At 70.1% G+C, this 25,214-nt stretch carries 25 protein-coding genes; 11 read left to right on the top strand and 14 right to left on the bottom strand.

The annotated features are described in order from the left end of the window. Window positions 1-22: 22 nt before the first annotated feature. The 3 genes from Phou_RS29495 to Phou_RS29485 all read left to right on the top strand — a co-directional run bounded on the left by Phou_RS29495 (window position 23) and on the right by Phou_RS29485 (window position 3,040). Window positions 23-187, top strand: a complete 165-nt coding sequence (locus tag Phou_RS29495; RefSeq protein WP_173061765.1) for a hypothetical protein — start codon at window positions 23-25, stop codon at window positions 185-187. A gap of 251 nt (window positions 188-438) precedes the next feature. Then, the gene (locus Phou_RS29490; RefSeq protein ID WP_173061762.1) at window positions 439-1,077 is read left to right on the top strand and encodes a hypothetical protein; all 639 of its coding nucleotides are present in this window, start codon (window positions 439-441) and stop codon (window positions 1,075-1,077) included. 1,096 nt (window positions 1,078-2,173) lie between these two features. Continuing rightward, the gene (locus Phou_RS29485) at window positions 2,174-3,040 is read left to right on the top strand and encodes a TetR family transcriptional regulator C-terminal domain-containing protein (RefSeq protein WP_173061759.1); all 867 of its coding nucleotides are present in this window, start codon (window positions 2,174-2,176) and stop codon (window positions 3,038-3,040) included. Between the two features lie 522 nt (window positions 3,041-3,562). Here Phou_RS29485 and Phou_RS29480 read toward each other — a convergent pair. Further along, a complete protein-coding gene (locus tag Phou_RS29480) occupies window positions 3,563-4,159 on the bottom strand; it encodes a hypothetical protein (RefSeq protein ID WP_173061756.1) in 597 nt (198 codons plus the stop codon). 299 nt (window positions 4,160-4,458) lie between these two features. Between Phou_RS29480 and Phou_RS29475 the strand changes: the two genes are divergently transcribed. Next, on the top strand, window positions 4,459-5,013 hold the full coding sequence (locus Phou_RS29475; RefSeq protein WP_173061753.1) for a DEAD/DEAH box helicase family protein: 555 nt from the start codon (window positions 4,459-4,461) through the stop codon (window positions 5,011-5,013). 488 nt (window positions 5,014-5,501) lie between these two features. Here the strand turns inward: Phou_RS29475 and Phou_RS29470 are convergent, their stop codons facing one another. The 11 genes from Phou_RS29470 to Phou_RS29420 all read right to left on the bottom strand — a co-directional run bounded on the left by Phou_RS29470 (window position 5,502) and on the right by Phou_RS29420 (window position 14,723). Further along, window positions 5,502-5,855 (bottom strand): hypothetical protein, encoded by a 354-nt coding sequence (locus Phou_RS29470; protein WP_173061750.1) that lies wholly within the window; start codon window positions 5,853-5,855, stop codon window positions 5,502-5,504. Next, window positions 5,852-7,348, bottom strand: a complete 1,497-nt coding sequence (locus Phou_RS29465) for a hydrogenase large subunit (protein WP_173061747.1) — start codon at window positions 7,346-7,348, stop codon at window positions 5,852-5,854. The genes Phou_RS29470 and Phou_RS29465 overlap by 4 nt, the downstream gene beginning before the upstream one ends. 3 nt (window positions 7,349-7,351) lie before the next feature. Then, window positions 7,352-8,863, bottom strand: a complete 1,512-nt coding sequence (locus tag Phou_RS29460; protein ID WP_173061719.1) for a proton-conducting transporter transmembrane domain-containing protein — start codon at window positions 8,861-8,863, stop codon at window positions 7,352-7,354. After that, window positions 8,863-9,510 carry a hypothetical protein gene (locus Phou_RS29455; RefSeq protein ID WP_173061716.1) on the bottom strand — a complete coding sequence of 216 codons (648 nt, stop codon included), beginning with the start codon at window positions 9,508-9,510 and terminating at the stop codon, window positions 8,863-8,865. The genes Phou_RS29460 and Phou_RS29455 overlap by 1 nt, the downstream gene beginning before the upstream one ends. Before the next feature lie 16 nt (window positions 9,511-9,526). After that, window positions 9,527-10,468, bottom strand: a complete 942-nt coding sequence (locus Phou_RS29450; protein ID WP_173061713.1) for a respiratory chain complex I subunit 1 family protein — start codon at window positions 10,466-10,468, stop codon at window positions 9,527-9,529. Next, the gene (locus tag Phou_RS29445) at window positions 10,465-12,483 is read right to left on the bottom strand and encodes a proton-conducting transporter transmembrane domain-containing protein (RefSeq protein ID WP_173061710.1); all 2,019 of its coding nucleotides are present in this window, start codon (window positions 12,481-12,483) and stop codon (window positions 10,465-10,467) included. The genes Phou_RS29450 and Phou_RS29445 overlap by 4 nt, the downstream gene beginning before the upstream one ends. Continuing rightward, window positions 12,480-12,959 carry an NADH-quinone oxidoreductase subunit B family protein gene (locus Phou_RS29440; protein WP_218579256.1) on the bottom strand — a complete coding sequence of 160 codons (480 nt, stop codon included), beginning with the start codon at window positions 12,957-12,959 and terminating at the stop codon, window positions 12,480-12,482. The genes Phou_RS29445 and Phou_RS29440 overlap by 4 nt, the downstream gene beginning before the upstream one ends. A 51-nt stretch (window positions 12,960-13,010) precedes the next feature. Then, window positions 13,011-13,421, bottom strand: coding sequence for a hypothetical protein (locus Phou_RS29435; protein WP_173061707.1), 411 nt, complete (start codon window positions 13,419-13,421; stop codon window positions 13,011-13,013). Beyond that, complete coding sequence (locus Phou_RS29430) at window positions 13,418-13,744, bottom strand: hypothetical protein (RefSeq protein ID WP_173061704.1); 327 nt, start codon at window positions 13,742-13,744, stop codon at window positions 13,418-13,420. The genes Phou_RS29435 and Phou_RS29430 overlap by 4 nt, the downstream gene beginning before the upstream one ends. A gap of 227 nt (window positions 13,745-13,971) precedes the next feature. Continuing rightward, window positions 13,972-14,313: a hypothetical protein gene (locus Phou_RS29425; protein ID WP_173061701.1), complete on the bottom strand. Its 342-nt coding sequence runs from the start codon at window positions 14,311-14,313 to the stop codon at window positions 13,972-13,974. 65 nt (window positions 14,314-14,378) lie between these two features. Next, complete coding sequence (locus tag Phou_RS29420) at window positions 14,379-14,723, bottom strand: ArsR/SmtB family transcription factor (RefSeq protein WP_173061698.1); 345 nt, start codon at window positions 14,721-14,723, stop codon at window positions 14,379-14,381. 274 nt (window positions 14,724-14,997) lie between these two features. Here Phou_RS29420 and Phou_RS29415 point away from each other — a divergent pair, with 274 nt between their 5' ends. The 6 genes from Phou_RS29415 (at window position 14,998) to Phou_RS54600 (ending at window position 21,175) form a co-directional block, all read left to right on the top strand. Then, window positions 14,998-15,531, top strand: coding sequence for a GNAT family N-acetyltransferase (locus Phou_RS29415; RefSeq protein WP_173061695.1), 534 nt, complete (start codon window positions 14,998-15,000; stop codon window positions 15,529-15,531). A 3-nt stretch (window positions 15,532-15,534) separates the two neighbouring features. Then, window positions 15,535-15,819 carry an SCO0607 family lipoprotein gene (locus Phou_RS29410; RefSeq protein ID WP_218579255.1) on the top strand — a complete coding sequence of 95 codons (285 nt, stop codon included), beginning with the start codon at window positions 15,535-15,537 and terminating at the stop codon, window positions 15,817-15,819. Between the two features lie 49 nt (window positions 15,820-15,868). Next, on the top strand, window positions 15,869-17,044 hold the full coding sequence (locus tag Phou_RS29405; protein ID WP_173061692.1) for a cytochrome P450: 1,176 nt from the start codon (window positions 15,869-15,871) through the stop codon (window positions 17,042-17,044). 216 nt (window positions 17,045-17,260) lie between these two features. Next, a complete protein-coding gene (locus tag Phou_RS29400) occupies window positions 17,261-18,205 on the top strand; it encodes an alpha/beta fold hydrolase (RefSeq protein ID WP_173061689.1) in 945 nt (314 codons plus the stop codon). Between the two features lie 177 nt (window positions 18,206-18,382). Beyond that, window positions 18,383-19,606, top strand: coding sequence for a cytochrome P450 (locus Phou_RS29395; protein WP_218579254.1), 1,224 nt, complete (start codon window positions 18,383-18,385; stop codon window positions 19,604-19,606). 132 nt (window positions 19,607-19,738) lie between these two features. Further along, on the top strand, window positions 19,739-21,175 hold the full coding sequence (locus Phou_RS54600; protein ID WP_281365096.1) for a PKD domain-containing protein: 1,437 nt from the start codon (window positions 19,739-19,741) through the stop codon (window positions 21,173-21,175). Between the two features lie 57 nt (window positions 21,176-21,232). Here the strand turns inward: Phou_RS54600 and Phou_RS29385 are convergent, their stop codons facing one another. After that, window positions 21,233-21,802 carry a sigma-70 family RNA polymerase sigma factor gene (locus Phou_RS29385; RefSeq protein ID WP_173061686.1) on the bottom strand — a complete coding sequence of 190 codons (570 nt, stop codon included), beginning with the start codon at window positions 21,800-21,802 and terminating at the stop codon, window positions 21,233-21,235. Between the two features lie 43 nt (window positions 21,803-21,845). Then, a complete protein-coding gene (locus tag Phou_RS29380) occupies window positions 21,846-23,642 on the bottom strand; it encodes a glycosyltransferase (RefSeq protein ID WP_173061683.1) in 1,797 nt (598 codons plus the stop codon). 196 nt (window positions 23,643-23,838) lie between these two features. On the opposite strand from Phou_RS29380, the gene Phou_RS29375 reads away from it, so the two are divergent. Next, window positions 23,839-24,765 (top strand): NADP-dependent oxidoreductase, encoded by a 927-nt coding sequence (locus Phou_RS29375; RefSeq protein ID WP_173061680.1) that lies wholly within the window; start codon window positions 23,839-23,841, stop codon window positions 24,763-24,765. The last annotated feature ends 449 nt before the right edge of the window (window positions 24,766-25,214 follow it).

Genomic DNA, 25,214 nt, shown 5'->3' with positions numbered 1-25,214 from the left:
TTGCACGTGATCTTGGTTTGCCATGCTCATCCAAGACCCGGGCGCCGGGCCGGAGATCATGGTCGCCGCCGCCAGCTGGGCACACACCCGCATGGTGCCGCTCGGCACCGCCGGCGTGCAGGCGCAAACCGACAACCTCGCCGAACAGCTCACCGCCGCGCGGGGCACCGTCGAGGCCCGCCGGTGAAGCGCATCCTGATCGGCGACGCTGTCATCGCCGCCCTGTCCGCAGGTGCCATAGCAGCCGCCGTCACGTACCAGCCCTCCGACCCAACCGACTGCATTACCCACCTCCGTCAGGCCGACGACACCTCCAACGTCGCGATACTTCTTGACGAGGCTGGCTGCGACACCGGCCTCCTGGCCAAGATCCGACAGCGCTCGCCTGACCGGCGCGCGTACGGTCCGGTGATCCCCACCCCACCGCGGAGCCTTGCCATGACGACCCCACCCGAGCCGCCGGTCTCGCCCGGATCGGCCGAGCCATACGCGCTGTCCAACCTGATGCCGCAACCGGCGCAGCCGCCGACGAAGAGCCGCGTCGGCCTCTTCGTCGGCATCGCCGCCGCCGTGCTGCTGGCTGGCGGCCTCGGCGCCGGCGCGGCTCTACTGGTGAGCAGCGACAAGGAGAAACCGAACACGGCGCCCGCCGCCCAGGCTCCGTCGCCGAGCTCCAGCTGCGCCGGCTACGGCGTGGACGCCAGCACCGGCGCCGTCGTCTGCAAGCCGGCCGGAGCCGAGGACGTGGTAAACCAGCAGCCAGCCTACGACGAACCGACGAAGTCGGACTTCAAGCTGAGCATCAAGGTGCTGAAGAAGGAGTGCTTCGGCAGCGCCGGCTGCAACATCGTCTTCCGAATCCAGGTGGCGGCATCCGCGTCGTTCGACAAGACCCTCGACCCGTCGAAGACCTACGAGGTCACGTACGAGGTCCTTGGCGGGGAGGACCCGCTGCAGAACACGTTCGAGCTGACCGGCGACCAGTCGTACGTCGAGGAGGAGGAAATCATCAGCACGGCAACCTCCAACGCGAAGCTGACCGCAGTGGTGCTGGACGTCAGCCCGCGGGGCTACTGAACTTGCCCTGAACATGCCCAAGCGCCCGCCCAGAAGGGAGCGGGCGCTTCATGTTCCAGGGCGTGGGGACGAGGCTGGCCAACGAGGGTGACACCATGGCGATCCTCGGTCACGCGGACCGGCGGTCGACGCAGCAGTACATGCACGGCCGGGAGGAACGTCTTTGGCCAAGCGCATGTGGCGCTGCGCCGGGCACGCGGGTGGCGCAGCTCGGCGACCTCACGCCGCAACCGCAAGTTCCCCTTCATCAAGTCCACGGTCGGCCGGACGACACAGTCATCGTCGACGGCGTGCTCAGCAAGGGCGTGTTGCAGCGGCCGCGGCTACCAAGGGCTGGCCACCGAACTCGGACTCGCGCTCCTGATCACCGTTGCCGAACGCCTCGAACGCAGGGGCGGCCGCGAACTGGTCGCCGGCTGTCCAACCAGGAAAAGACGGCCAGGAGACGGCGGAGGCTGGTCGACCGGTTCTACCGGCTGGTACGCGGACTGCCGGTGACCGCGAGCGTCAATTCTGGCGGCGGCCAGTTCCTCGTCGTCCTGGCCACCGACGGCCGCTGACCCGTTTCCCAGGTCGACGGATGCCCGCTGGAGGAGAGGCCGCCGGACCCGGATGACCACCACCAGCACCGCGCACCACCACTCGTGAGGCTCCGTCACAAACAGATCCGGCGATTCTCGGTGTTCACATGCTCGGCCGGCCACCCGAATGGCGATCTTGTCAGACCACGACACCTCACCACCTACCGTGTGACAACGGGACGCCAGCGGCTCGCGCGTTCTCAGCGGCTACGTGCATCTGATCTTGGAACAGCACCGCGGGATGGCTGCACGATAGTTGTCCGCTGAGGCGGGAATTCGGTTGGACAACAATCACGGCATGATCGACGTTATTTTGTACTTGCGGCCTGTGGCGACGCTACTACCAACGGCGCTGATTTCAGCCTGTCTTGGCGGCACGGAACTGAATTGAGACCGCGAGAACCTCGCAGCCGCTGCGCCTCGCCCCGGCAAGCAGTGACATGAGACTACTTCACATGCAGTAGTGCGCAGCTGCGCACTACCCGCCCAATGATGTGACAGTCCACACTGGTGCCATGGGACTCAAGGACACGTTGCCATATCCATATAACCTGGACCTGTCTCCCGTGCTGCACGGCCTTGCCCGTCGAACCGAGGTGGGCCGTCGCCGGTTGGCGAACGATCCCGTGACAGCCTCGTATCTTGCGGCTGGGATGCGACTGCTGGAGCGGCACCTCGGCCAAGGCGAGGAAGCGTTCAAGTGCGACGACGCTGACAATCCTGAGCGCCCGCTCCTCAAGCTGCTTTCCCAGAGGGCCGTGGCGGACGAGATAACCCGAAACCCGGAACCATTTATTAGGCAGGGTACTACCTCCACCCTACGGGCCACTTGGCAATCGCAGCCACACTATATCGCCGACCTACTCCGGTTCGGACTTTGGTCTCAACGCTATGCCGGTCTCTACGCCGGAGAGCTCGCGGCCTACGTCGAAGATCTGGTCTCCGGTCCACACTTGATAGAAGCCATTCACGCAATCACCGCCGCACACGTCGAGGACAGCGTCGAACGACCACGATTTCGCCTACAGCTGTTGGCAGCCGCGACGGCAGAAGGGGACGACGTTATCCGGCAGGCGATGACTGACAACTATCGTGAGGTGGAGCGCACGTGGGCCGCAGTCTTTGAGGAGATGATCGGGGCGCGGCAGCTAGAGCTCCGTCCCGGCATCACCGTTGAGCATATGGTCACTATGGTCGTAGGAGCCGTCGAAGGCATCTCGCTCCGTGCGCTCCTAGACAACGAGAGGGTCTTTGACGATCGAGAAACGCGGCGCTTGATGGGCACTATGGCTGCGGCACTGCTGATCGGAATCATCAGGCCACAAGACGGCAGCCTGAATGAAACCGTGGAGCAGGCACTAGGGAGGATCGCGAATCTTTAGAGACGTGCGCCTCGCGATGTTCGCTAGACGCAACTCTTTCGTCTACCTAGCGTGGGAGACTAAGCGTGCCACGGAAACGTCGACGTAGATTGATCATCAAGGTACTTTACGTAAGCTCGGAGACATCTGCTTTGGTCCAGGCCTACCGGGGTAGGAGCCGCCGGAGATTCATGTGGCTGCTGCTGTCGATCGCAGCTAGCCTCGGGCTTAACGTGCTAGTCGAAGTCGCGGCTTCCTACCTGTTGATTTGGTAGAGCATTCTCTCATCGGCATGTCCGGATGGTTGTGCTCAGCGTGTCGGTACCCATCGCGGTTGACTGGAGGCTTGCGGTGACGAACCCGCGGGCTGTAGCGCCAGCGAGTGTCTGCCGCAGCACAGTCGTAGCCAGACCACGACGGCGCGCCGACTCGCTGGTGGTGACGAACGAGACGTCGACGTCTGTGTCGCCGGGGATGGGCGCGAGTCCCGATTCGAATCCCTTGGCGGCGAATGTCCACAGTCCTGGCACACCCCTGGCCTGGCTAGCTCAGGCCGCGGGCCGCGCACTCCTGCTCGTACCGCTTGCTGTGCAGCACGCCCGGGTTGACGACCGCCCGACGGTAGAGCAGGTCGTCCGCTCGCCGCGCGGTTATCGGCAGCCCGTGCGCCTCATACAGGTCCGCGACCGCGGCGAACCGGTCGTCCTCATATCCGGCGTAGTGGTAGATCACCGCCTCCACAAGCGATTCGCCGGGCTGGATGTCGAACTCGCCCTCGGTGCTGAATGTGACGACCAGCGGTGGCTCGCCGACCGGTTCGTCGGGGTGCAGCCAGTAGCCGACCACGTCGCCGTCCACCAGTGTGCCGATCCACGCCGCATGTGGGAGCACGGTATCGATCGCGGCGATGTTGGCCATGATGTCGGGGTCCGCGCGATCGTTGTCGTTGAGGTAGCTGTGATCGAGCAGGGCGTGGGACTCACCCGGTTCGAAGATCACCGTCCCGGTGTGCAGCAGCGGATCCCGCGACCGCCCGGCGTCCGCGGGCCGCTCGGCCTGGATCGCCGCGAGCCGCCGCAGATCATCAGGTACGGGCCGGCCACGCAGCCGTTCGGCAACAGAGGCCAGGATCTGATCCACAGTCGCCACCCTGAAGCCTCCCGATCGCCTGAGGTCAACGCGGCACCACGGTAACGCCCCAGCACCAGCGGTCGCGGTCAGCGCCGACCTCGATGAGAGAGCGGACGATCATGTCGCCAAACCTCGGCCCGGGTAGCGGCTCGCGGGCCGTCCGCCCTGCCCACATTTTCGCGCGGCCAGCGAGACAGCGACGAGAAGACCCGGACGCTCGCCGCGGCGCTGGCCGCCGACTCAACGAACCCGTTCCGGCGTCTGCCACGCCGCCTTCCGTAGCCCACGCAGCGCTACCATCGGGTCCCGTGATCGTATGGATCAATGGCACCCACGGTGCAGGCAAGACAACAACCAGTGCACTCGTGCGGCAACTAATCCCGGATTCACGCATCTTCGACGCCGAGAAGGTCGGCGAGACACTCATGGACATCACGCCAGGGCTGCCCGAGACGGACAACTTCCAACACTGGCCGCCGTGGCGGCAACTCGTCGTCGAGACCGCCCGCCGGGTACTCGACTACACCGGCGGCACCCTGGTGATGCCCATGACGGTCCTGGTCGAGCAGTACTGGTGCGAAATCAGCACCGGGCTGGCCCACCACACCATCCCGGTCAGGCACTTCGTCCTCCACGCTGACCAAGACACCCTCCGTCGGCGCATCGAGGCAGAACACCCCATCCCCTCACCGTTCCGCCTAAAACACCTTGAGCCTTACGCCGAGGCAGCCCGCACGTGGCTACACAACGAGGCCGATGTCGTCATCGACACCGCACACCTCACGCCCGCCCAGGCCGCCCTACAGATCGCAGCCGCCGTCAAGAGTTGCCCTCCGCCCGCCCTGCGAGACAGCCGCAGATGAGTCCTGCCCACGGGCCGGAGCCAGTGTCATCAGCTGGCTACAGCGCCGCAGCGGCCATGCATCTCAACCGACCCCTACCAATGTCCGGGACTCGACCTACCACTCTCCGCAACAAGCGGATCGCGGCAGAGAGTGAGTCCCTGATACTGCGGCGACCGGTCCTTGGCTGACAAGCCACCGGTGGACCACTGTCATCGCGGCGCGTTCGACCTTACGGCGCAGCAGCGAATCATCGAGCCGGGCTTGCCCGCCCTCACTGTTACCGCCCATGCGGAGGTTACCGGCCACGCCCGACCCCGTTCTGCCGATCTGGTGATCGGGCCTGCGTGGTGCCCGATGAGCCGAACCGGCCGGTACGCCCACCCAAGCAGCCACCCGGACGCCGGGGCGTTGACGGCGTAGTCCTGGGAAGGCGGACTTGGCGATGGCCATGAGTCGCGCGGCGTGGCTGTGGTCGTAGCGGTCTTTGACCACCCCGCACCGCTGGTTCAGGTCGGCCGTGGGCGGGGCCGTCCGGTGCGTCCGCTGGAGAGGCTGAACAGTCGTCTGGCCAGCACGCGAAGCAGCCGGGCGAGGTGCAGGTGGTCGCCGTCGCGGTGCAGCCGCTGCGCGGTATAGGTGGCGGCGGCCAGTACCGCGCCCGGTGGACCCCAAGCCGGCGCCCAGATCAGGATCCGGGAGATCACCTGGGTGAGGCAGGCACCGGTCCGGCCGGTGTCGGCTGGGTCGCTGTCCAGGGCCGGTAGCAGGTCGCAGGTGAGCGTGAGGTAGGTGTGCCAGGCCGCCCGCCGGGCTGGCTCGGCGAACCGGCAGTGAGGGTCGCTGGCGCGGGGTGTGGTCATAGGTCGTTGCCGGCGTAGGAGAGGTTGAAGCTCTTGTTAGTCAGCGGGAAGTCCGGAACGATCGTGTCGGCGAGGGCGACCGGCAACGCCGGCCAGTTGAAAAACGAGGGGTCGACGATCTTCGCGCGGGCGAGGGTGCCGTCGGGTCGTATCTCGACGCGGTGGGTGATGGTGCCGCGCCAGCCTTCGACGATCCCGACTCCCGAGGTAGGTCGGTCATGTCGTGGCTGTGGGCCGGCGGTGGTCGGGCCGGGTGTGAGGGTTGGCAGCAGCCCGGCGAGCAGCGCGGCTGAGGCGCGGATCTCGTCCGCCCGGACCAGGAAGCGGGCCAGTACGTCGCCGTCCTGGTGGACTGGGGTGCTGAGGTTGTCCAGGTGGGTGTGCGGGTGGGCTGTGCGGGCGTCGAAGGGCATGCCGCTGGCGCGGGCGACGTAGCCGAGGCAGCCGATGTCGGCGGCTTGCCGGAGGCCGAGCACGGCGGTGCCGGTGAGCCGGTCCCGGACCACGGTCTGGTTGAGCGCGATCGCGACGATCTCGGCGATGTCGTCGGCGACGGCGTGCACGGTGGCCGGGTCGGGGACGGTGCGCAGGTGTACGCCGCCGGGGAAGATGCCGCCGCGCAGCAGGCGGTGTCCGGTGGTGGCCTGGTTGAGGCGGAGCAGTCGTTCACGGATGCGTTGGGTGTGTGCGTGCGCGATGCCGTAGCCGACGTCGTTGCAGATGGCGCCGAGGTCGGCGACGTGGTTGTGCAGCCGTTCCAGTTCGAGCAGGGCGGCCCGGGCGCGTTGCACGCGGGCGGGGACGGCGACGGCCAGGGCGTCTTCGACAGCCAGGCTGTAGGCGAGGGCGTGCCCGGCGGAGGTGTCGCCGCTGATCCGCTCGGCGAGCGCGACACGCGAGTATACGGTCTGCCCTTCGAACAGTTTCTCGATTCCCTTGTGGACGTACCAGAGGCGGGCCTTGAGTTTGAGGATGGTTTCGCCAACCACGGAGAACCGGAAGTGGCCCGGTTCGATCAGTCCGGCGTGTACCGGTCCGACCGGGATCTCGTAGACGCCGGCGCCTTGCACGGTGACGAACGGGAACGGTTCGGACTCGGCCAGGGGCGGTCGGGGCCCGGCGTCGGCGCGCATCGGGTACCAGCCGGCGGGCCAGTGGGGGTGGCGGACCAGCCGGCGTGGCAGTGGGTGGTTGTCCGGTTGGACGCCGTACAGGTCGTGCATCTCGCGTTCGAAACGCCCGGCCGGGAAAGATACGGCGGCCAGGCTCGGTACGGCCGGGCGGTCCGGTGCGGTGCGCAGGTGCAGCTCGGTGCGCTGGTCGGGGGGTCCGGAGGTGAACAGGTACACGATCCGGATGGTGTCCGGGTCCTGGTGGGCGGCGACCAGCGCGAGCCGGGCGCCGCCGGCCAGCAGGTGGCCGGCCCGCTCGGCCAGTTCGCCGGCGCTGACCTCGACGGCTGTGGCCGGTGGGATGGGGTGTGCCTCGGTCATTGCTTACCTGTCCTGCACGATGATGTCGGTGGCGGTTTGCAGGAGCTCGTTTAGCGGCCCGAGGCTGATGCCGAGGGCGGCTGCGGCGGCCAGGCCGACGGCGAGCGGCACGATCGCTGCCGGCCGGGCCGCGAGCGTGGGCGCGGTGGCCGGCTCCTGAGTGGCCGGCTCCTGGGTGGCCGGGTCAGGTGGGCCGAGCAGGATGCCGGTGCTGTGCCGGACGATAGCCGCGAAGGCGACCAGGACGAGCGCGAACGTGGCGGCGACGGCCCAGCCCTGGCCGGCGGCCAGGCCGGCCCGGGCGATGCCGAGTTCGGAGGCGAAGAGGCTGAACGGGGGAAGGCCGAGCAACGCCAGCAGCGCCAACCCGAAGACGACGGCGAGGGCTGGCCGGCGGGCGGAGAGCCCGCGGACGGCGGCGATGCGGCTGCTGCCGGACAGGCGCAGCAGTTGACCGGCGCCGCAGAAGGCGACGGCCTTGCTCAGGCCGTGGCCGAGCACGTGCACCAGGACGGCGGTGATCGCCAGGCGGCTGCCCGTGGCGGTGCCGAGGGCGACAAGTCCCATGTGCTCGATCGAGGAGTAGGCCAGCATCCGTTTGTAGTCGCGCTGGCTGATCAGCAGGAGCGCGGCGGCGGCGATCGAGGCCAGGGCGGCGACCAGCAGCAGGGTGCGGGTGTAGCCGGGGCCGATGACGCTGTCGGTGATCGCCTTGTACCGCCAGATCGCGTAGAACGCGACCGACAGCAGAACCCCCGACATGAGCGCCGAGACCGGGGCGGGTGCCTGGCTGTGCGCGTCGGGCAGCCAGGCGTGCATCGGGGCCAGGCCGGCCTTGGTGCCGAAGCCGACCAGCACCAGGCCGGTGGCGAGCCGGATCAGGTCCGCGTCGAGGCCGGCGGCGTGGCCGGTCAGGTAGGTCCAGTCGAGGGCGGCGGCGCCGTGGCCGCCGGCAGCGACCGCGGCGGCGTACACGCAGACGGTACCCAGGAACGCCACCGCGATGCCGATCGAGCACAGCACCACGTACTTCCAGGCGGCCTCCACGCTGGCCCGGCTGCGCCGGTGACCGACCAGGAACGCGGTGACGATGGTGGTGGCCTCCACCGCCACCCACAGCAGGCCCAGGTTGTCGGCCAGGACCGCCAGGCTCATCGCGGCCAGGAACAGCTGGACCAGGATCAGGTAGCGGCGCGCGGTGCCCGCTGTGGCGGCGCCGGCGGCGGCCTCGGCGGCCAGGTGGTGCACTCCGGCCCAGCAGGCGATGGCGGCGACCGCACCGATGACGATGAGCATGAACGCGGTCAGCGCGTCCGCGCGCAGCAACCCGTAGCCGACCTGCTGTCCAGCATGGACAGTGCGGGCGAGCCACACGGCGGCGGCGAGGATGCCCACGGCAGCGGCCACCCCGGCCCAGGCGGCCACGGCCCGGCCGCGCAGCGCGGCGACCGCGGCGGCGGCCAGCGGCGCGGCCAGCGGAAGGTGCAGCGCGAACACGTCGAGTGCCTCTGTCATCAGTCGCGCAACCCTCGTAGGTCGTCCAGGTCGGTACGCCCGAACACGGCCCGCAGCCGCGCGGTGAGCACCTGCAGCACCAGCACCGCCAGCAGCAGGTCCGCCGACACCCCTAGCTCGACGACCAGCGGAACCCCGCCGGTGGCCAGGAACGCGACCGCTGCCACACCGTTGTCGATCAGCAGCAGGCCGACGATCTGGGAGATGGCCCGGCGGCGGGTGGCCGCGAGAAGGAATCCGATCAGCACCACGGCGAGGCCGACCGGCGCGGCCCGGGCGGTCGGTGACGGCGCCAGGTTGACCAGTGGCCGCGCCGCCGCGTAGGCCAGCAGGGTCAGCGCCGCCGCGGCCAGCAGGGACGCCGCGACGTTGACCAGTGGGGCGGTTTCTCTGGCTTCGGGGACCCGGGCCAGCACCCGGCGCAGCAGCCACGGCAGGACACCGACCTTGAGGACCCCGACCATGGCCGCCACCACGAACGCCTCCGGGTGCCGGTGGTCGACCGCGAACAGCACCGCGATACCGGTCAGGGCCGCCCCCTGGACGGTCAGCAGCGTGATCAGCGCCGCCAGTTCCCGGCGCCAGAGCACACCGATGGCGGTGAGCAGGAACAGTCCACAAGCGAGGTTGAGCAGCTGGTCGGTCATGGCAGGCTCCCGGAGGTCAGGCCAGCACGGACGAGGCGATCACGGCAAGCAGGCCCAGCACGAACGAGCCGGCCAGCAGCTCCGGTACTCGAAACAGCCGAAGCTTGGCCACGAACACCTCGCCGGCCGCCACCAGGGCGGCCAGGCCGGCCACCTTGACCACGAACACCCCCGCGGCCAGGGCGAGGGCGGCCGGCCGCGGGTTGGTGGCCACGCCCCACGGGATGAACAGGTTGGCCAGCAGACCGAGCAGGATGCTCAGCCGCATCGCCGCCGCCCACTCCACCAGGGCCAGGTCCCGGCCGGCGTACTCGAGCACCATGGCCTCGTGCACCATGGTCAGCTCCAGGTGCGTGGCGGGGTTGTCCACTGGCAGCCGCCCGGCCTCGGCGAGTGCGGCGACCCCCAAGGCGGCGGCGGCAAGGGCGCTGGCCGGGGTGAACACCAGTGCCGGGTCGGTGGCACCGGCCGCGACGATCCGACCAAGGTCGGTGGAACCGACCCGTGTGGAGAGCGCGAACACCGCCAACAGCGCGGTCGGCTCGACCAGCGCCGCGATGGTCACCTCCCGGCTGGCGCCCATCCCACCGAACGCGGTGCCGGTGTCCAGCCCGGCCAGTGCGAGCGCCGCCGCGCCGAGCAGCAGCAGCCCGACCACCACGACGAGGTCGGCCACCCCCGGCAGCGGACCGACCGTGGACAGAAAAGGTGCGACGCCGGCGACCAGCACGCTGGTGGCCACCAGCACCAGCGGGGCGGCGATGAAGAAAATGCCGGCGTCGGCCGGGATAACCGGCTCCTTGCGCAGCTGCTTGCGCAGGTCCCGCCACGGCTGCACCAGGCGGCCGCCGGCGCGGCCTTCCAACCGCGCCCGCACACCGCGCATCAGGCCGATCACCAACGGCGCCGCAGCCGCGACGAGCACCACCTGCGCGATGGCCGACACCCACGCGTTCACCGGATCACCCCGGCGACCAAGACCGCCACGACCGCGGCGAGCATGTAGGCCAGGTACCGGTGCAGGCTCCCATTCGCCAACCGCCGACCGGCCCGGCCGGCTGCCTCCACCGCGGCCACGAGCGGCCGGTACAGGCGTGCCTCGATCCGGTCCGGCAACCGGCGCCGGTACTGCACCGCCCGCACCAGATACGCCGACTCGGCCGAATGCGTCACGTCGACGTCCTGTTCCGGCGCCAGCACGTCGTCGAAAACCCGCTGTAACGGCTCGGCGAACGACGTCGCGGTGTACTCCATCCGCGCGGTCAACGGCCCGTCACCGCAGTCCCAGGCCGGCGCCCGCCGCCGCCCCCGACCGAACGCCCGTCCCGCCACCGCGGTCGCCACCGCCAGCGCGACGACGCCGACCGCGACCCACAGCGGGGACAGCGTCGAGGCGATACCGGCCAGCCGCAGGTCGACACCGCCGCCCTCGAACAGCGCCGGGCCGGCCCGCAACCCGCTTGCCACCCGGTCCAGCGCCGGCGCCGCCACCACCGGCGCGACCGCCAGGGCGGCGCAGCCCGCGGCGGCCAGCCCCATGCCGGCCAGCATCCACCGTGGCGACTCGACCGCCGCCGCCGCGCCGTCGCCACGCGGGCGGGCCAGAAAGCCCGTGCCCAGAACCTTCACAAACGTGGCCACACCGATCCCGGCGGTCAACGCCACCACGGCCACCGCGACCGGTGCGGCCACGGTCAGCACCGCACCGGCCTGCGGGGCCTGGTGCAGCAACGCCTGCAGCAGCAACCACTCCGAGACGAACCCGTTGCCCGGTGGCAGCGCCGCCGCGCCCAGCGCCCCGACGGTGAACAGCGTCGTGGTCGCCGGCATCCGCCGGGACAACCCGCCCAACGCGTCCAGATCGCGGGTGCCGGTCGCGCGCAACACCGACCCGGCACCGCAGAACAGCAATGTCTTGAACGCGGCGTGGTTGGCCATGTGCAACAACGCCGCGGCTAAGGCGACCCCCGCCACCGCGCCCTCACCGGCGCCGGACCACACACCGGCCGCTGCCAGCCCGAGCAGGATCAAACCCACGTTCTCACTGGTGGAGAACGCCAGCAGCCGCTTCAGGTCAGTGGCCACCGCGGCCTGCAAGATCCCGTACAGGGCCGAGACCGCGCCGAGCGCGCCAAGCAGCAGCCACCACCACCGCGGGCCGCCGCCGAGCAGGTCGAACCCGACCCGCACGATCCCGTACACACCGAGTTTGACCATCGCGGCGCTCATCAACGCCGACACGTGCGACGGCGCCTCCGCGTGCGCCCGCGGCAGCCACGGATGCAACGGCACCACGCCGGCCTTCGACGCGAACCCCGCCAGGCACAACAGGAAAACACCGCTCGCGGTCACCGGCGGCAGGTCCACGCCGCCCGCCCGGATCGCCGCGAACGACTCCCCCGTCCCGGCCGCCGCCAACCAGGTCAGGCCCAGCAGCACACTCACAAACCCGGCCTGCGTCATCGCCGCGTACCACAGCGCGGCCGAACGCACCGCCGGGTTGTGCCGATGCTCGGCCAGCACCAGCAACAGCGACGTTGCCGCCATCAGCTCCCAGCCGAGCAGGAACGTCGACACGCTGCCGGCCGCCGGTACCAGCAGCATCGATGCCACGAACAACGGCAGCACCGCCAGCGCGCCCCGGCCCGCCGGGCCATGGCCGCCCTGGCCGGCATACCCGGCCGTGTAGACGCCGACAACAGCGGCGACCGCGCCGACCAGCAACAGCAGCCAACCCGACAGCGGATCGACCGCCAACCGGACTCCGGACAGCGGCAACACGTCCGGCAGGTAGGCCTGCCACGGCCGGCCGGACACGGCCGCCACCCCGGCCGCCGCGCCCGCCACCCCCACCGCAGCGCTCGCCATACCGACCGCGGCTGAACGCCACCGCGCCGGCGACACCAGCCCCGCCAGGGCACCGAGCCCGGCCAGGATGAAGGCGCCGCCCAACGCCGACGCGACCGGGTTCACCGGCCGGACAGACCGCGTAACGCCGCCACGATCGCCGCCGGCTCCGGCGGGCAACCCCCGACCTGCCCATCCACCGGTACCACGTCAGCGACCGCGCCGTGCACCCCATGACCGCCGGCGAACATCCCGCAGTCACGGGCACAGTCCCCCACCGCGAGCACCAACCTGGGCCGCGGCATCGCCTCGTAGGTCGCCCGCAGCGGCCCCGCCATGTTCACCGTCACCGGCCCGGTCACCGTCAACACATCCGCGTGGCGCGGCGAGGCCACCAACCGCACACCGTGCCGCTCCACGTCATAAACCGGGCCGAACGCCTGACCGATCTCGATCTCACAGCCGTTGCACGACCCGGCGTCCACATGCCGCACCTGCACCGAACCGCCCAACCGGACGGCCTCGGACAGCAAAGGCGGCGGCTCGCCGGCCGGCTCGGCCACCCGCCCCACCTTCCGGATCTTGCCGCCCAAACCCACCACCGGTCCTCCGTTCCACCCACAAGGAGCTTATGAGTTGCTAAACTTAGCAACTCATAAGAACAGCAATACAGTGGGGCGGACCACAACCGAACTGTCGGGCTCGCTCGGAGCGATAAGGCCCAAGTCGCCGTCGTACCGGCGGTACAACAGGTTTCCTCGCCGGGTCCGCCGGTCCGTGAAGAACACGAATGGCAGCCAGCCCTCAGCCAGACGGTGCGCGGCCTGGGCCGCGGTCAGCCTGGGCACCCGCCGCGGGTCGATGGTCAGCGGCAGCGTCACCGGCATCGACGGCGGGTTCGCACTTCGTTGACGCGACAGGCACAGGCCGGTGGGCCCGGCCCGGTAGACGATAGCCTCTTCCCCGCTCTCCGCGTCGGTGTACAGCGCCACGTCGAAGTCCATGGCATTCATGAACGCCGCCGCCTGGCACGGCATCCCGAAATGCAGTCGAAACGTCTTCAACCGTGCGACGACACCCGCGCCCGGCGCACCCAGCGACCGCTTGCCCGGCTCCGGCCAAGGCCCGGGTGCCAGGCCCTGGTCAACCGGTCGATCTGGCGCCGCAGCCGGTCCACAGCCGCGACGACCGCCTCTCGGGCCGGGCTGGCCGCGACCTGAATCCGGGCCGGCGCGCCACCAACACGGAAGTTGACCTGGACCAGCATCGGGCCGCCGGGCTCGCCACCACCGGTCAGCCGCACCCTGACCGCCGCCGGATCGAGCCTGTAGGCGGTCGCGACCGCACCGATCGTCTCGCGGACGGTGCGCACATCGTCTGGATGCACCTGTCCACGCTGAACGAGGCGGACATCCTGTGACGGGGCTGCTGGGCCCTTCGGCCCGCTCTCGTCCATGACCATCAGCACAACCCGCCCGCGCTGCGCCTGATCGGACCTGCCCGGCGACCGCGGCGCCGGCGGAGTGAACGGATGTCCTCCGCGGTCCCGCCACATCGGGCGAGGGCCGGTCGACGCGGCATCGGGAGTCCCTCGACAGCCGGCACGGGGGTCCGCTACGGCGGTGCCCCACCGCCAGAAGGCGGTCGGTCGTCACCGGTCGAGGTGATGGACAGCCGGTACAGGCGTTCGCTGACGTCCTGCATCAGGCCCGCCAAATCGGCGTGCTCGCCCCTGCCGTACAGACCCATCGCGCAATGCAAAGCGACCACCAGCATCGCCCCGTGCTCACCCCAACCCGAGCGGTGCCGGACTATCCGCAGGCCGAGCGCCCCGAGATGGGACCTGACCTCGGCCCGATCAACCTCAGGCCGGTGCAACGCCGGCAGCAAACCAGTGTCGATCGCGCGGCACGCCTCCCACGCCGCGGACTGTGCCGGTGTCATCGCGGCCGGCATGCGCCTCCACCGCGACGCGACCACCGGCCGAGGCCTGCGGCGCCGCAACGGCGGGCGACGCCCCGTCATGCCGCCCGCGCCAACGGTTCATCGCGAAGAGCGTCAAGCAACTCGGCCTGGCTCGCCAGCAGCCCGGTCAGGAAGCTGCGCGCTGCCCGCAGCAGGTCCGCCACATCTGGCCCCGCCAAGACGTAAAGGACCGAGTTGCCCTCGCGATGCGACGTCACAATCCCCGCGCGGCGCAGCACCGCCAACTGCTGCGACAGGCTGGACGCCTCGATCTGGACGGCGTCAAGCAGCTCACGCACCGACCGCGGCCCGTCACCGAGCAACTCCAGCACCCGAATCCGGACCGGGTGCCCCAACGTCCGGAAGAACTCCGCCTCGGCCTGGTACAGCGGAACCATCACACCACTCCAACCGAGCACATGTAGCAATTGAAGACCTCTTCAAATGCGCTAGTCCATACACGACTCCCCTGGTGTGACGTACGCCACCCGTGCGGAGGTCACCGTGCAGGAGGCCGGTCTGCGCGGCCGCCCCAACCACGGCGCGGGCGATGAGACCGTTAGGGCGTGTCCCACAGGGACGGTCGTGGGCCTGCTGGGTAACCGTTTACACCGCGCTCGCGGGCGAGCCGAATCGGGTTGCGAGCGGTCGGACGGACCAGGAAGCTGGTGAAGCATGGAGCCGCCCGAGAAGATCACTGTCGGTGAGCTGGTGCTCAAGCGCTGGGAGCCGGAGTGGGCCGAGCTCGCGACGGCGGCCGTGCGGGAGTCCCTGCCCGAGCTCAAGCGGTTCCTGCCGTGGGCAAAGGACAGCTACGACACGGCCGCCACGCACGCCTTCATCGCCACGTCGACGGAGGAGTGGGCCAAGGGCACGACATTCAACTACGCCATCTTCGACACGGGCGGCGACCTGGTCGGCGCGATCGGCCTGATGTCCCGGATGGGCCCCGGCGTGCTGGAGATCGGCTACTGGACCCGCACGCGGTACGCCGGCCGTGGCTACATGACCGCCGCCGTGGAAAAGCTGGCCCAGGTGGCCCTCGCCCTGCCCGGTATCGACCGGGTGGCCATCCGCCACGACGCCAGCAACGCCGCGTCGGCCGCGGTCGCCACCAAGGCCGGCTTCACCGAGGTCGACCGCATCGACCGGGAGCCGGAAGCGCCGGGCGAGACCGGCACCGACATCATCCGCGAACGCCGGGGCTGAGCGGTGGGCATCCTGCGGCGCGCGTTCGCCCTACCCACCGCCGGCCTGTTCGTGGCCGCACTCGTCGTGGCCTGCGGCTTCCAGGACGCCATCTGCGGCTCAGGCGAGTACCCGGTGCAGCAGATCGACAACACCGGCCGGCAGTGCGTCGCCAAGGGCGAGGAGCCACCGGCCGGCTGGACCCGCTACCCGGCCGGCCAGGAGCCGAAGCGGGTGGACGACGAGTGGGACGTCTACTGGCGGACCCACACGATCAACCAGCACGGAGAGGTCATCGAGGCGCGGTAACGACTCGCCGCGCCTACCCTGGCAATGCCGACCATCGACGGAGGTTGACATGCCGAACCCGATGACCATGACGCTCGCGCGCGAGCACCCGTTCGACCCGCCGGCCAACCTGCGTTCCGGCAAGCCGATACAGCGTCTGTCCTTTCCGGACGGTCACCTCGGCTGGCTGGTGACCGGGTACGAGGCGGCGCGGCAGGTGCTCGGCGACGCCCGCTTCAGCGCCCGACAGGAGCTGCGCCACTCCCCCGTCCGGCTGCCGATCATCGAGCAGGGCGGACCCGCGCGCCCCGGCTGGTTCGTCCGCATGGACGCGCCCGAGCACACCCGGTACCGGCGGCTACTCACCCGGCAGTTCAGCATGCGGCGGATGACCGCGCTGACACCACGGATCGAGGCGATCGTCGAGGAGCACCTTGACGCGATGGCACGGCAGGGCCCGCCGGTCGACCTGGTGCGGGCGTACGCGCTGCCGATCCCGTCGCTGGTCATCTGCGAGCTGCTCGGCGTGCCGTACAGCGAGCGCGAGCACTTCCAGCAGCAGACCGCCGCGCTGCTGCGGGTCGGCCTCGGCGTGGAGGAGTTCCGGGAGGCGATCACCGGCCTGGGGCAGTTCGTGTACGGCCTGGTGCGCTCCAAGCGCGGCGGGCACGGCGACGACGTGCTGAGCGGGCTGGCCGCGCACGCCGAGCTGACCGACGAGGAGCTGACCGGGATCGCGATGCTGCTGCTGGTCGCGGGCCACGAGACGACCGCGAACATGCTCGCCCTCGGCACCTACGCGCTGCTGCGCGACCCGCACCAGCTCGCGGCGCTGCGGGCCGACCCGTCGCTGGCCGAAAACGCCGTCGAGGAGCTGCTGCGCTACCTGTCCATCATCCACATCGGACTGGCCCGGACCGCGCTGGAGGACGTCGAGCTCGCCGGCGAGCGGGTCGCGGCGGGCGAGACGGTCGTGGTCGCGATGAACGAGGCCAACCGCGACGCCGCCCAGTTCGACGACCCGGACCGGCTGGCGGTCGACCGGCCGGCGGGCGGGCACCTCGCCTTCGGGCACGGCGTGCACCAGTGCCTGGGCCAGCAGCTGGCCCGGATCGAGATGCGGGTCGGCTTCAGCGCGCTGCTGCGCCGCTTTCCCGACCTCCGGCTCGCCGTGCCGCCCGAGGAGGTCCCGCTGCGCACCGACATGGCCGTCCACGGCGTACACCGGCTGCCGGTGACCTGGTAGCGGGGGTGACAGGCCAGGGCTCAGGGTGCCAACCCCTCGGCTACCCGTCGCCCTGGCCGTCCGTCGAACCTGAATCCCTCCTGCGGCCAAGCGGCCATGTCAGGCTCGGATCCCGTCTTTTCCCGAAGTGGATCTCGTCAAACCTCCCGAGGTCGACCCGCCGGTTCCCCCGCCGCGGGTGAGGCGGCCTGCGCCGTCGCCGGCCAGGCTGGACGCATGCCTTCAACCACCCTCGCCCTGCCCGTACCGAGCGGCGTGGCCTCCGTCGCCGGCGCGCCGGGCCTGCCCGACGGCTTCACCGACACCTTCTCCGGCATCTACGTGGACACCGGCGAGCTGCGCCTGCACGCGGTCGTCGGCGGCAACGGGCCTCCGCTGCTGCTGGTGCACGGCTGGCCGGAGACCTGGTACGCGTGGCGCCTGCTGATGCCGGCGCTGGCCCGCGACTTCGAGGTCGTCGCCGTCGACCAGCGCGGCATGGGGCTGTCCGACAAGCCCGACGGCGGGTACGACACCGGAAGCCTCGCCGACGACCTGGCCGCCGTGATGGACGCGCTCGGTCACCAGCGCTTCGCCGTCGTCGGCCACGACACCGGGTTCGCGATCGCCTACGCGCTGGCCGCCGATCACCCGGACCGGGTGGACCGCGTCGCGCTCGCGGAGATCCCCGGCCCGCCCGGGGCGGCGCCGTCACCGCCGCTGTTCAGCCCCGGCCCGCTCAACGACCGCCTCTGGCACCTGCCCTTCAACCGGGTCGACCGGCTGCCCGAACAGCTCGTGGCCGGACGCGAGGACGTCTTCTTCGGCTACGAGTTCGCCGTCCAGGGCGGCGACCTGCCCGACGAGGTGATCGACTACTACGTCGGCATCCTGTCCGATCCGGACGCGCTGCGCGGCAGCTTCGGCTGGTACCGGGCGCTCGACGCGACCGTCGCGCAGAACCAGCAACGCCGCAACCAGCCGCTGACCATGCCCGTCCTCGCGGTCGGCGGGGAGGCCAGCTACGGCCCGCACGTCGCGGAGGCGATGGAGCCCCTCGCGGACGACGTGCGGGGTGAGGTCATCGCCGGTACCGGCCACTGGCTCGCCGAACAGTCACCGGACCAGCTGCTGGCGGCGCTGACCGCCTTCCTGGCCCCGTACCGCGGCGCCGCTCGCTGACGCCGTCAGCCCGTCCGGTATTTCGGCACGCCATGCCGAAAATCCCGTGAATGGGCCATGCTCACGCCACGGGTCGTGGCCGAGACTGCCGTGCAGACCGCCACGTCACGGCATCAACGCGGATGAGGACGGGTGGTGGTGTCCGGGTTCGAACTCCCATCTGGCGAGGAGGCCGACTTGACCGACATCACCGTTGCCGATGCGCGACAGGAACGCCCCGACTATCCGATCGACCGCACCTGCCCGCACCGGCTGCCCGACGGCTACGCGGCCCTGCGCGCGCAAGGACCGGTCTGCGAGGTGAAGCTCTACGACGGCCGTCCGATGTGGGCGATCGTGGGCCACGCGGCCGCCCGCGCGATCCTGAGCGACCCGCGCACCTCGTCCAGCCGCAGCCACGAAAACCTCATGTTTCCGGTCCCGTTTCCGGCGCTGGGCGCCCTGAACGAGGCGCGCCCGCTGGACACCGCGCTGCTCGCGACGGACCCGCCCCACCACAGCGCGCGGCGGCGCCTGTTCGCGCCGTGGTTCACGGTCCGGCGGATCGCGACGCTGCGCGAGGCCGTACAGACCGTCGTCGACGACCGCCTGGACACGATCCTCGCTCAAGGGCCGCCGGCCGAACTCGTGTCGGACTTCGCGCTGCCGATTCCGTCGATGGTGATCTGCCAACTGCTGGGCGTGCCGTACGAGGACCACGAGTTCTTCGAGGAACAGACCCGGCGCCGGTTGGATCCGGTGAACGGCGACGCGATGCTGCTCCTGAACGGCTACCTGGACCGCCTGGTGGAGACCAAGGCGACCCGGCCCGGCACCACGCCGCGAGGGCTGCTGGACGACCTGCTGGAAACGCACGTCAAGGACGGAAACCTCGATCGCTTCGGGCTCGTGATGTTCGCACAGGAGCTGCTGATCGGCGGCCATGACACGACCGCCAACATGCTCTCGCTGAGCGTGCTGACGTTGCTGCAACACCCGGAGCAGCTGGCCGCGCTGAAGGCGGACGACTCGCTGATGGCCGGCGCCGTCGAGGAGCTGCTGCGGTCGCTGTCGATCGTGGCGTCACTGTCGCGGGTGGCCACCGAGGACATCGAGCTCGCCGGCCGCACGATACGGGCCGGCGACGGGATCCTCATCTCGCCGATGGCCGCCAGCCACGACGAGTCGGTGTTCGAGGACGCGGAAGAGTTCGACATCCACCGCACCAACCTGCACCACGTCGCTTTCGGGTACGGCCGTCACCAATGCATCGGGCAGAACCTCGCGCGGCTGGAAATGGAGGTCGCTCTGCGCTCCCTCTTCGCGCGGATTCCGGCGCTGCGGCTGGCCGTGCCGGCCGAGCAGATCGTGATCCGGCAGGGCATGCTGGCCGGCCTTGTCGCGCTGCCGGTGGAGTGGTGACGCCACGGTCACCCATTGATCAACTTCTTACTGTAACGGATATCGACGAGCCGACGCACATCAATCAACGGGTTCGTCGAGTTCGCACTCCTCGGATTCGCGCCAAGCGGACGGATCGCCAAGGAGTTACCAGTGAGAACGATCTGCCAACGCGTGATCGCGGCGTTATCGGGAGTCGTCGTCGTGGCCGTCGCACCGACCGCCGCATACGCGGCGCCTGCCAACGACGACTTCGCCGCCGCCACCGCCATCGCCACGCTGCCGTACACCACAAGCCAGGACACATCGGACGCTACATCGGACCCAGGTGATCCAACCGGCTGCTCCAGCAACGGATCTGTCTGGTTCAGCTACACGGCGACCTCGGTCGGCCTGATCGAGGCCAACACGTTCGGCAGCGGCTACGACACGGTGCTGTCCGCGTGGACCGGTGCACCGGACTCGCTGAGCATGTGGGCCTGCAACGACGACACCAGCGGGCTGCAGTCGCAGATCAGGCTCTCCCCCACCCCCGGGACGACCTACTACTTCATGGTCGCCGTGTGCTGCGGCAGCGGCGGATCGGGCGGCGGAAGCCTCCAGTTCGCCGTCAGCCAGAGCCAGCCGGCCGGCAACGACTCCTTCGGCAACGCCACGAGCGTCACGGCGCTGCCCTTCACCGACGAGCAGGACCTCACCACCGCCGGCACGGAGCCCGGCGAGCCCACCGGCTGCTTCACCGCCAGCAGCACCGTCTGGTACTCGTACACGCCGGCGACCACCCAGTCGGTGATGGCGTCCACCCAGGAGTACTTCGGTGCGGTCGCCGCCTACACCGGAAGCGACATCTCGGCACTGTCGCAGGTCTCGTGCAGCCGCCAGGCCGACTACCAGCCCGTCGTGTTCACGGCCCAGGCCGGCACGACGTACCACTTCCAGGTCGGCGCGGTCTCAGGCACCGGCATCGTCCACTTCCGCCTGGAGGCCACCCCCGCGCCGTCGGCCTCGTTCGGCTACTACCCGGGCGATCCCAGCGCGTTCGACACCGTCGAGTTCTACGACCGCTCGTGGGACCCCGCACGCGTCGACATCGTCTCGCAGGCGTGGGACTTCGGCGACGGCACGACCGGCACCGGCCCGTACCCGACGCACCGGTACGGCAAGGACGGCGACTACACGGTCACGCTGACGGTGACCACACGGGACGGACGTACCGGCTCGACCTCGATGGTCATTCCGGTGCGTACGCACGACGTGTCGATCGTCCGGCTGACCGCGCCGGGGACGGCACGCGTCGGCCAGACGATCGGGATCAACGTCTACGTCAAGAACACCCGGTACATAGAGGACGTCCAGGTGACGCTCCTTCGGAGCACGTCGACGGGCTTCGCACTGGTGGGCTCGTCCACCCAGCAGGTCGTCGCGACGACGACGGGGCAGACCACCCGCTTCTCCTTCAACTACACCGTCACCGGCGACGACCTGGCCGCCGGCAAGGTCACGTTCAAGGCCACGGCGACGTTGCTCGGCCACCGGGACGCGCTTCCGGCGGACAACGAGCTGATCTCGACGCCCGTCAGGGTCGGGTGACGGGCGCACCCGCGCCCGACCGGGGTCCCCCGCGCCCGCGCGCGGGGGACCCCACGCTCAGTGCTTCGTGGCCTCCCACATCGTCAGTACGCTGAAGACCGCCTCCACGAAGTCGGTGGGCGGCAGCGGTACCGGCGCGCCGAACAGCATCTTGAACAGCATCTCCTTGCCGAGCTCGGAGAGAATCTCCTCGGCCAGCTCCACAAGCTGCGCGATGAGCGGGTGCCGCTCCTGCCAGCCCGGCACCTCGGAGTCGTCGGGCGCCGCCCGCCACTCGCGCAGCGCTTCCTCGAACTGCTGGCGCTGGTGGTCGGCCGTGATCACGCGGGCGACGACGGTCGCGATGTCCGCACGAATCTGGGGGGCGGCCCTCGCCTTCGCGTCGTCGCCCAAGCGGTCGAAGGCTTCGAGCTTGGCGTTGAGCGCCTCCCCCGCCGCGGTGCCCCGGACGAAGCTCCGCGCGGCGTCGAGCAGCGGCCAGGAGTCGGGCGGGAGATCATCCGCGTCGGGCTCGGAGCAGTCGTCCGCGGTCACCGCGTCGTGGTTACTGAACGCCTCGTAGTCGGGCTCGGCCGGATCGTCGCAGTCGTAGGCCTCATGCGCCTCGTCGTCACGGTCCAAACTCATGGCGCCGTCTCCGTTCGCCAGGTGCCGCTCGACGTTATCGCAACTACGAGGCCTGGCGGCTGATCAGGTCCTGCATGCTGCGGCGGGCGATCTCCATGCGGGCGCGGCGGTCGCTTCGCGGGTCGGTCGCGGTGGGTGCGATGGGCTCGCCGAGCACGACCACCATCGTGGGTTTGCGGCGAAACAGCCGGCCCACTCCGGTGGGCGGTGTGAAGCGGATGGACAGCGGCAGGACCGGGACCCGGGCCTGGGCGGCGAGGTGGAACGCGCCGCGTTTGAAGTCGCGCAGGCTCGTGTCGTAAGGCTTCAGGTCTCCCTCGGGGAAGAAGTGCACGATCCTGCCCTTGGCGAGAAACAGCTCCAGTTCGGAGAAGAAGAGCGGCAGCCCTGATGGCGTGGACGGCACCGCGACACCGCCGAGCAGCCGCACCAGGCCGCCGTACCACCGGTTCTGGAGGTTAATCGGCGCCGAGGTGAAGACCACCCGGCGCGGAAAGACGGCGAGCGCCACGAGTGCGCTGTCGAGAAAGTGCACGTGGTTGCAGACCGTGAGCGCGCCGCCGGCGCGCGGCAGCCGGTTTCGGCCTTCGGTGCGCACCCCGAGGATCAGCCGTGTCCAGAGAAACAGGGCCGGCACCGCGATGCCGTAGTAGAAGGCGGTCGAGAACACGCGGTACGGCCAGCCGGCGTATCCGGCCGGTGCCTCCGGGGTGCGGTCGGCCCGCGCGTAGACCCGCTCGATCGCCTTGATGCTGCGGTCGATCGCGTAAAGCCGGCCGTAGCGCGCGTAGGTCTCCGACAGCGTTTCACGCTCCGCCGGATGCTCGATCCAGCGGTCGATCCGTTCGGCCAGCGACGACGGGTCACCGGAGCGGAACAGGTTTGCCGGCTCGAGCGCGAACTGGCCGGTCGCGCTTCGGCGGCTGTCGGAGATGACCGGTACGAGCCCGCAGGAGAACGCCTCCATGCAGGAGAGCCCTTCGATCTCCACATCGGAGGCGTGCACGTAGAGATCGCAGGAGTGGATGAGGTCGATGAGCTCTTCCTGCGAGTAGTAGCCGAAGCGCGGCGGGTTCACCAGCGTGGCGCCCATGCGGCGCAGGCGCTTGTCCCACGGGCCGTGCCCGGCGAAGTGCAGCTCGATGCGCGCGGCGTGGCGTGATCGCGCGACGGCGCGGATCAGCACGTCCTGCCGTTTCTCCGGGGACAAGCGGCCCACCATGAGGATGCGGAACGGCTCGCCGGCTCTCCTCGCCCGCGCCGGCCCTGGCCGGAAGGTGCTGTCCACCCCGTTGGAGATCACGTGGAGCCGTGCCCGGTACCCGTGGCGGCGCAGCTGTGCCGCGATGAAGGTGGATGGGCAGTGGATGTCGGCGAAGCGCCCGTAGAAGGCCAGGCGCAGCAGGATGTACAGCAGATGCGCGGCGGGCCGAAACCAGCCCAGGCCGATGTTGTACGTGATGTTTTCGGGCTGGATGTGAAACGCGGCGATGGCGGGTACGCCGAGCCGGCGGGCGGTTCGCTCGGCGGCGCGGCCGAGCGGCCACGGCTGGTAGATGTGTACGACGTCGGCACCCTCGATCGCGGCGGTCAGCACCTCCTGGACGGGCTTGGCGAACAGGGTGTTCTGGCGATGGGCGAGCCGGCTCGCGATCGGCACCACCAGCTCCGGAACATGGAACACCTCGGGCCCATCGGTCCCCTCGCCCGCGGGGTCGCCGCACGCGACCACGCGCACCGTGTGCCCGCGCTGCATGAGGGCGGTGGCGAACCGCGTCGCCGACATTGTCGTTCCGTTGTTGTTGACGTTGAAGGTGTCGGTGACCAGCGTGATGATCATTGCGCGAGCCCCACGGTTCCGCGGATCGGTCGTGCCGCTCGACCGGACGAGCCCGCCGTGGCGGGCGCCCGGTGCTCAGCAGCTTCCTGCGTGACGAACATACGGACATCCCTGGTCAAAACCGATGATCAAAACGCTATCCCAGGCGTGCCGACGGGGCAATCCCGCGGCCGTCCCCTCGGTCTATAGTGGACGCGTGCTGGGGGTCATCGCGTCCGCGCTCGGCGGGCCTGAAGTGCTGCAAGTGACGGAGCTGCCCGATCCTGTGGCGCAGCCGGGGCAGGTGGTCGTCCGGGTCCGCGCGGTGTGCGTGCACCCGGCGGACGTGGCCGCCACCACCGGACAGATCCCGCGAGGGCCGGTGCAGCCACCGTTCCTGCCCGGCTGGGACATCGCCGGCGAGGTGGCCTCGGTCGGCGCCGACACGACCGACTTCCAGGTCGGTGACCGGGTCGTCGGGATGATCCCGTGGTACCTGACCCGCGGCGCACCCGGGGGCTACGCCGAGCTCGTGGCCGCCGACGCCGACTGGCTGGTGCCGCTGCCGGACGAGCTCGACTTCGCACACGCCGCCACGGTGCCGCTCAACGCGCAGACCGCCCACCAGGGCCTGGGCCTGCTGGCGTCGAGCATGCTGTCCGCCGGCAGCCGCATCCTGGTCACCGGTGCCAGCGGCGGGGTCGGCGGTTTCGCCGCACAGCTCGCCACTCAGGGCGGTTACCGGGTGTTGGCGCAGGCCAGCGACGGCGACGAGGAGTGGGTGCGCGACCTCGGCGTCCACGAGGTCGTTCCGCGCTCGGCCGACCTGGCCAACGTGGGGCCGGTGCCCGCGGTGTTCGACGCCGTCCCGCTCGGCGAGGCGGTGGCCGCCGCTGTGGAAAACCGGGGCGTCGTGGTCTGCACCCGGCCCACGCCCCCCATCGACCCGGCCCGCGGCGTGCGCCAGGACCTGCAGCTCATCCGCCTGGAGCGGACGCTGCTGGCCGAGCTTGTCGCGCAGGTGGCGGCTGGCAAGCTGCGCACCCGCGTGGCGGCCACGCTGCCGCTGGCCGAAGCCGCCGACGCCCACCGCCGGGTGCTGGCCGGCGGGCTCCGCGGAAAGATCGTGCTGACGCCCGGCTGAGGACTACCTGACGCCGCGAGGGGCGGTCTGGAGACCGGATCTCCGCGGCCTTCGGTAAATCCAACCCAAACGAGACGCGAGCTACCGCGACGCCCGCGGTGGTCCGGACCGTCGCGCGGGGCCCCCGGGGAAACGTGGAGCGCAGCGGAGCGTTTTCTTGGGGTGCTTTCCCGCGGCCTCACCCTCCGCGGTCGCCCAGCTAACCCCGCTCCCGCAGATCCTGGAGACTAGCGTCGCTCGACTTCGAGGTCTCTTCCCAACTCTCGGCGTCCAGCCGCTTCTGCTGATCTTTCGAGGCGGGAGTGCACGAGTCCGCCCGCAGTTTGGGTCGGTGTGAGCTTCGAAATCTTGGTGAGTTGGCGCGTTATTTCGACGGTAACTTGCCAAGATCTGCTGGAGCCGGCTCCTGGGTTGAGCTGGCGACCGCAGGGATAGACAGCAGATCGTGG

This window comes from Phytohabitans houttuyneae, assembly GCF_011764425.1.
In the GTDB taxonomy this organism is placed as follows: Bacteria; Actinomycetota; Actinomycetes; order Mycobacteriales; family Micromonosporaceae; genus Phytohabitans; species Phytohabitans houttuyneae.
Note: the sequence above shows the minus strand (reverse complement) of the source record. Positions and strands in the feature narration are given on the sequence as shown.

Coding starts and splice junctions, on each gene's coding strand:
- Phou_RS29425 (WP_173061701.1), bottom strand. CDS start 14,313: ATGCCGGCCGCGATGACACCGGCACAGTCCGCGGCGTGGGAGGCGTGC.
- Phou_RS29465 (WP_173061747.1), bottom strand. CDS start 7,348: ATGACCGAGGCACACCCCATCCCACCGGCCACAGCCGTCGAGGTCAGC.
- Phou_RS29470 (WP_173061750.1), bottom strand. CDS start 5,855: ATGACCACACCCCGCGCCAGCGACCCTCACTGCCGGTTCGCCGAGCCA.
- Phou_RS29455 (WP_173061716.1), bottom strand. CDS start 9,510: ATGACCGACCAGCTGCTCAACCTCGCTTGTGGACTGTTCCTGCTCACC.
- Phou_RS29385 (WP_173061686.1), bottom strand. CDS start 21,802: ATGAGTTTGGACCGTGACGACGAGGCGCATGAGGCCTACGACTGCGAC.
- Phou_RS29485 (WP_173061759.1), top strand. CDS start 2,174: ATGGGACTCAAGGACACGTTGCCATATCCATATAACCTGGACCTGTCT.
- Phou_RS29460 (WP_173061719.1), bottom strand. CDS start 8,863: ATGACAGAGGCACTCGACGTGTTCGCGCTGCACCTTCCGCTGGCCGCG.
- Phou_RS29495 (WP_173061765.1), top strand. CDS start 23: ATGCTCATCCAAGACCCGGGCGCCGGGCCGGAGATCATGGTCGCCGCC.
- Phou_RS29415 (WP_173061695.1), top strand. CDS start 14,998: ATGGAGCCGCCCGAGAAGATCACTGTCGGTGAGCTGGTGCTCAAGCGC.
- Phou_RS29380 (WP_173061683.1), bottom strand. CDS start 23,642: ATGATCATCACGCTGGTCACCGACACCTTCAACGTCAACAACAACGGA.
- Phou_RS29405 (WP_173061692.1), top strand. CDS start 15,869: ATGCCGAACCCGATGACCATGACGCTCGCGCGCGAGCACCCGTTCGAC.
- Phou_RS29400 (WP_173061689.1), top strand. CDS start 17,261: ATGCCTTCAACCACCCTCGCCCTGCCCGTACCGAGCGGCGTGGCCTCC.
- Phou_RS29490 (WP_173061762.1), top strand. CDS start 439: ATGACGACCCCACCCGAGCCGCCGGTCTCGCCCGGATCGGCCGAGCCA.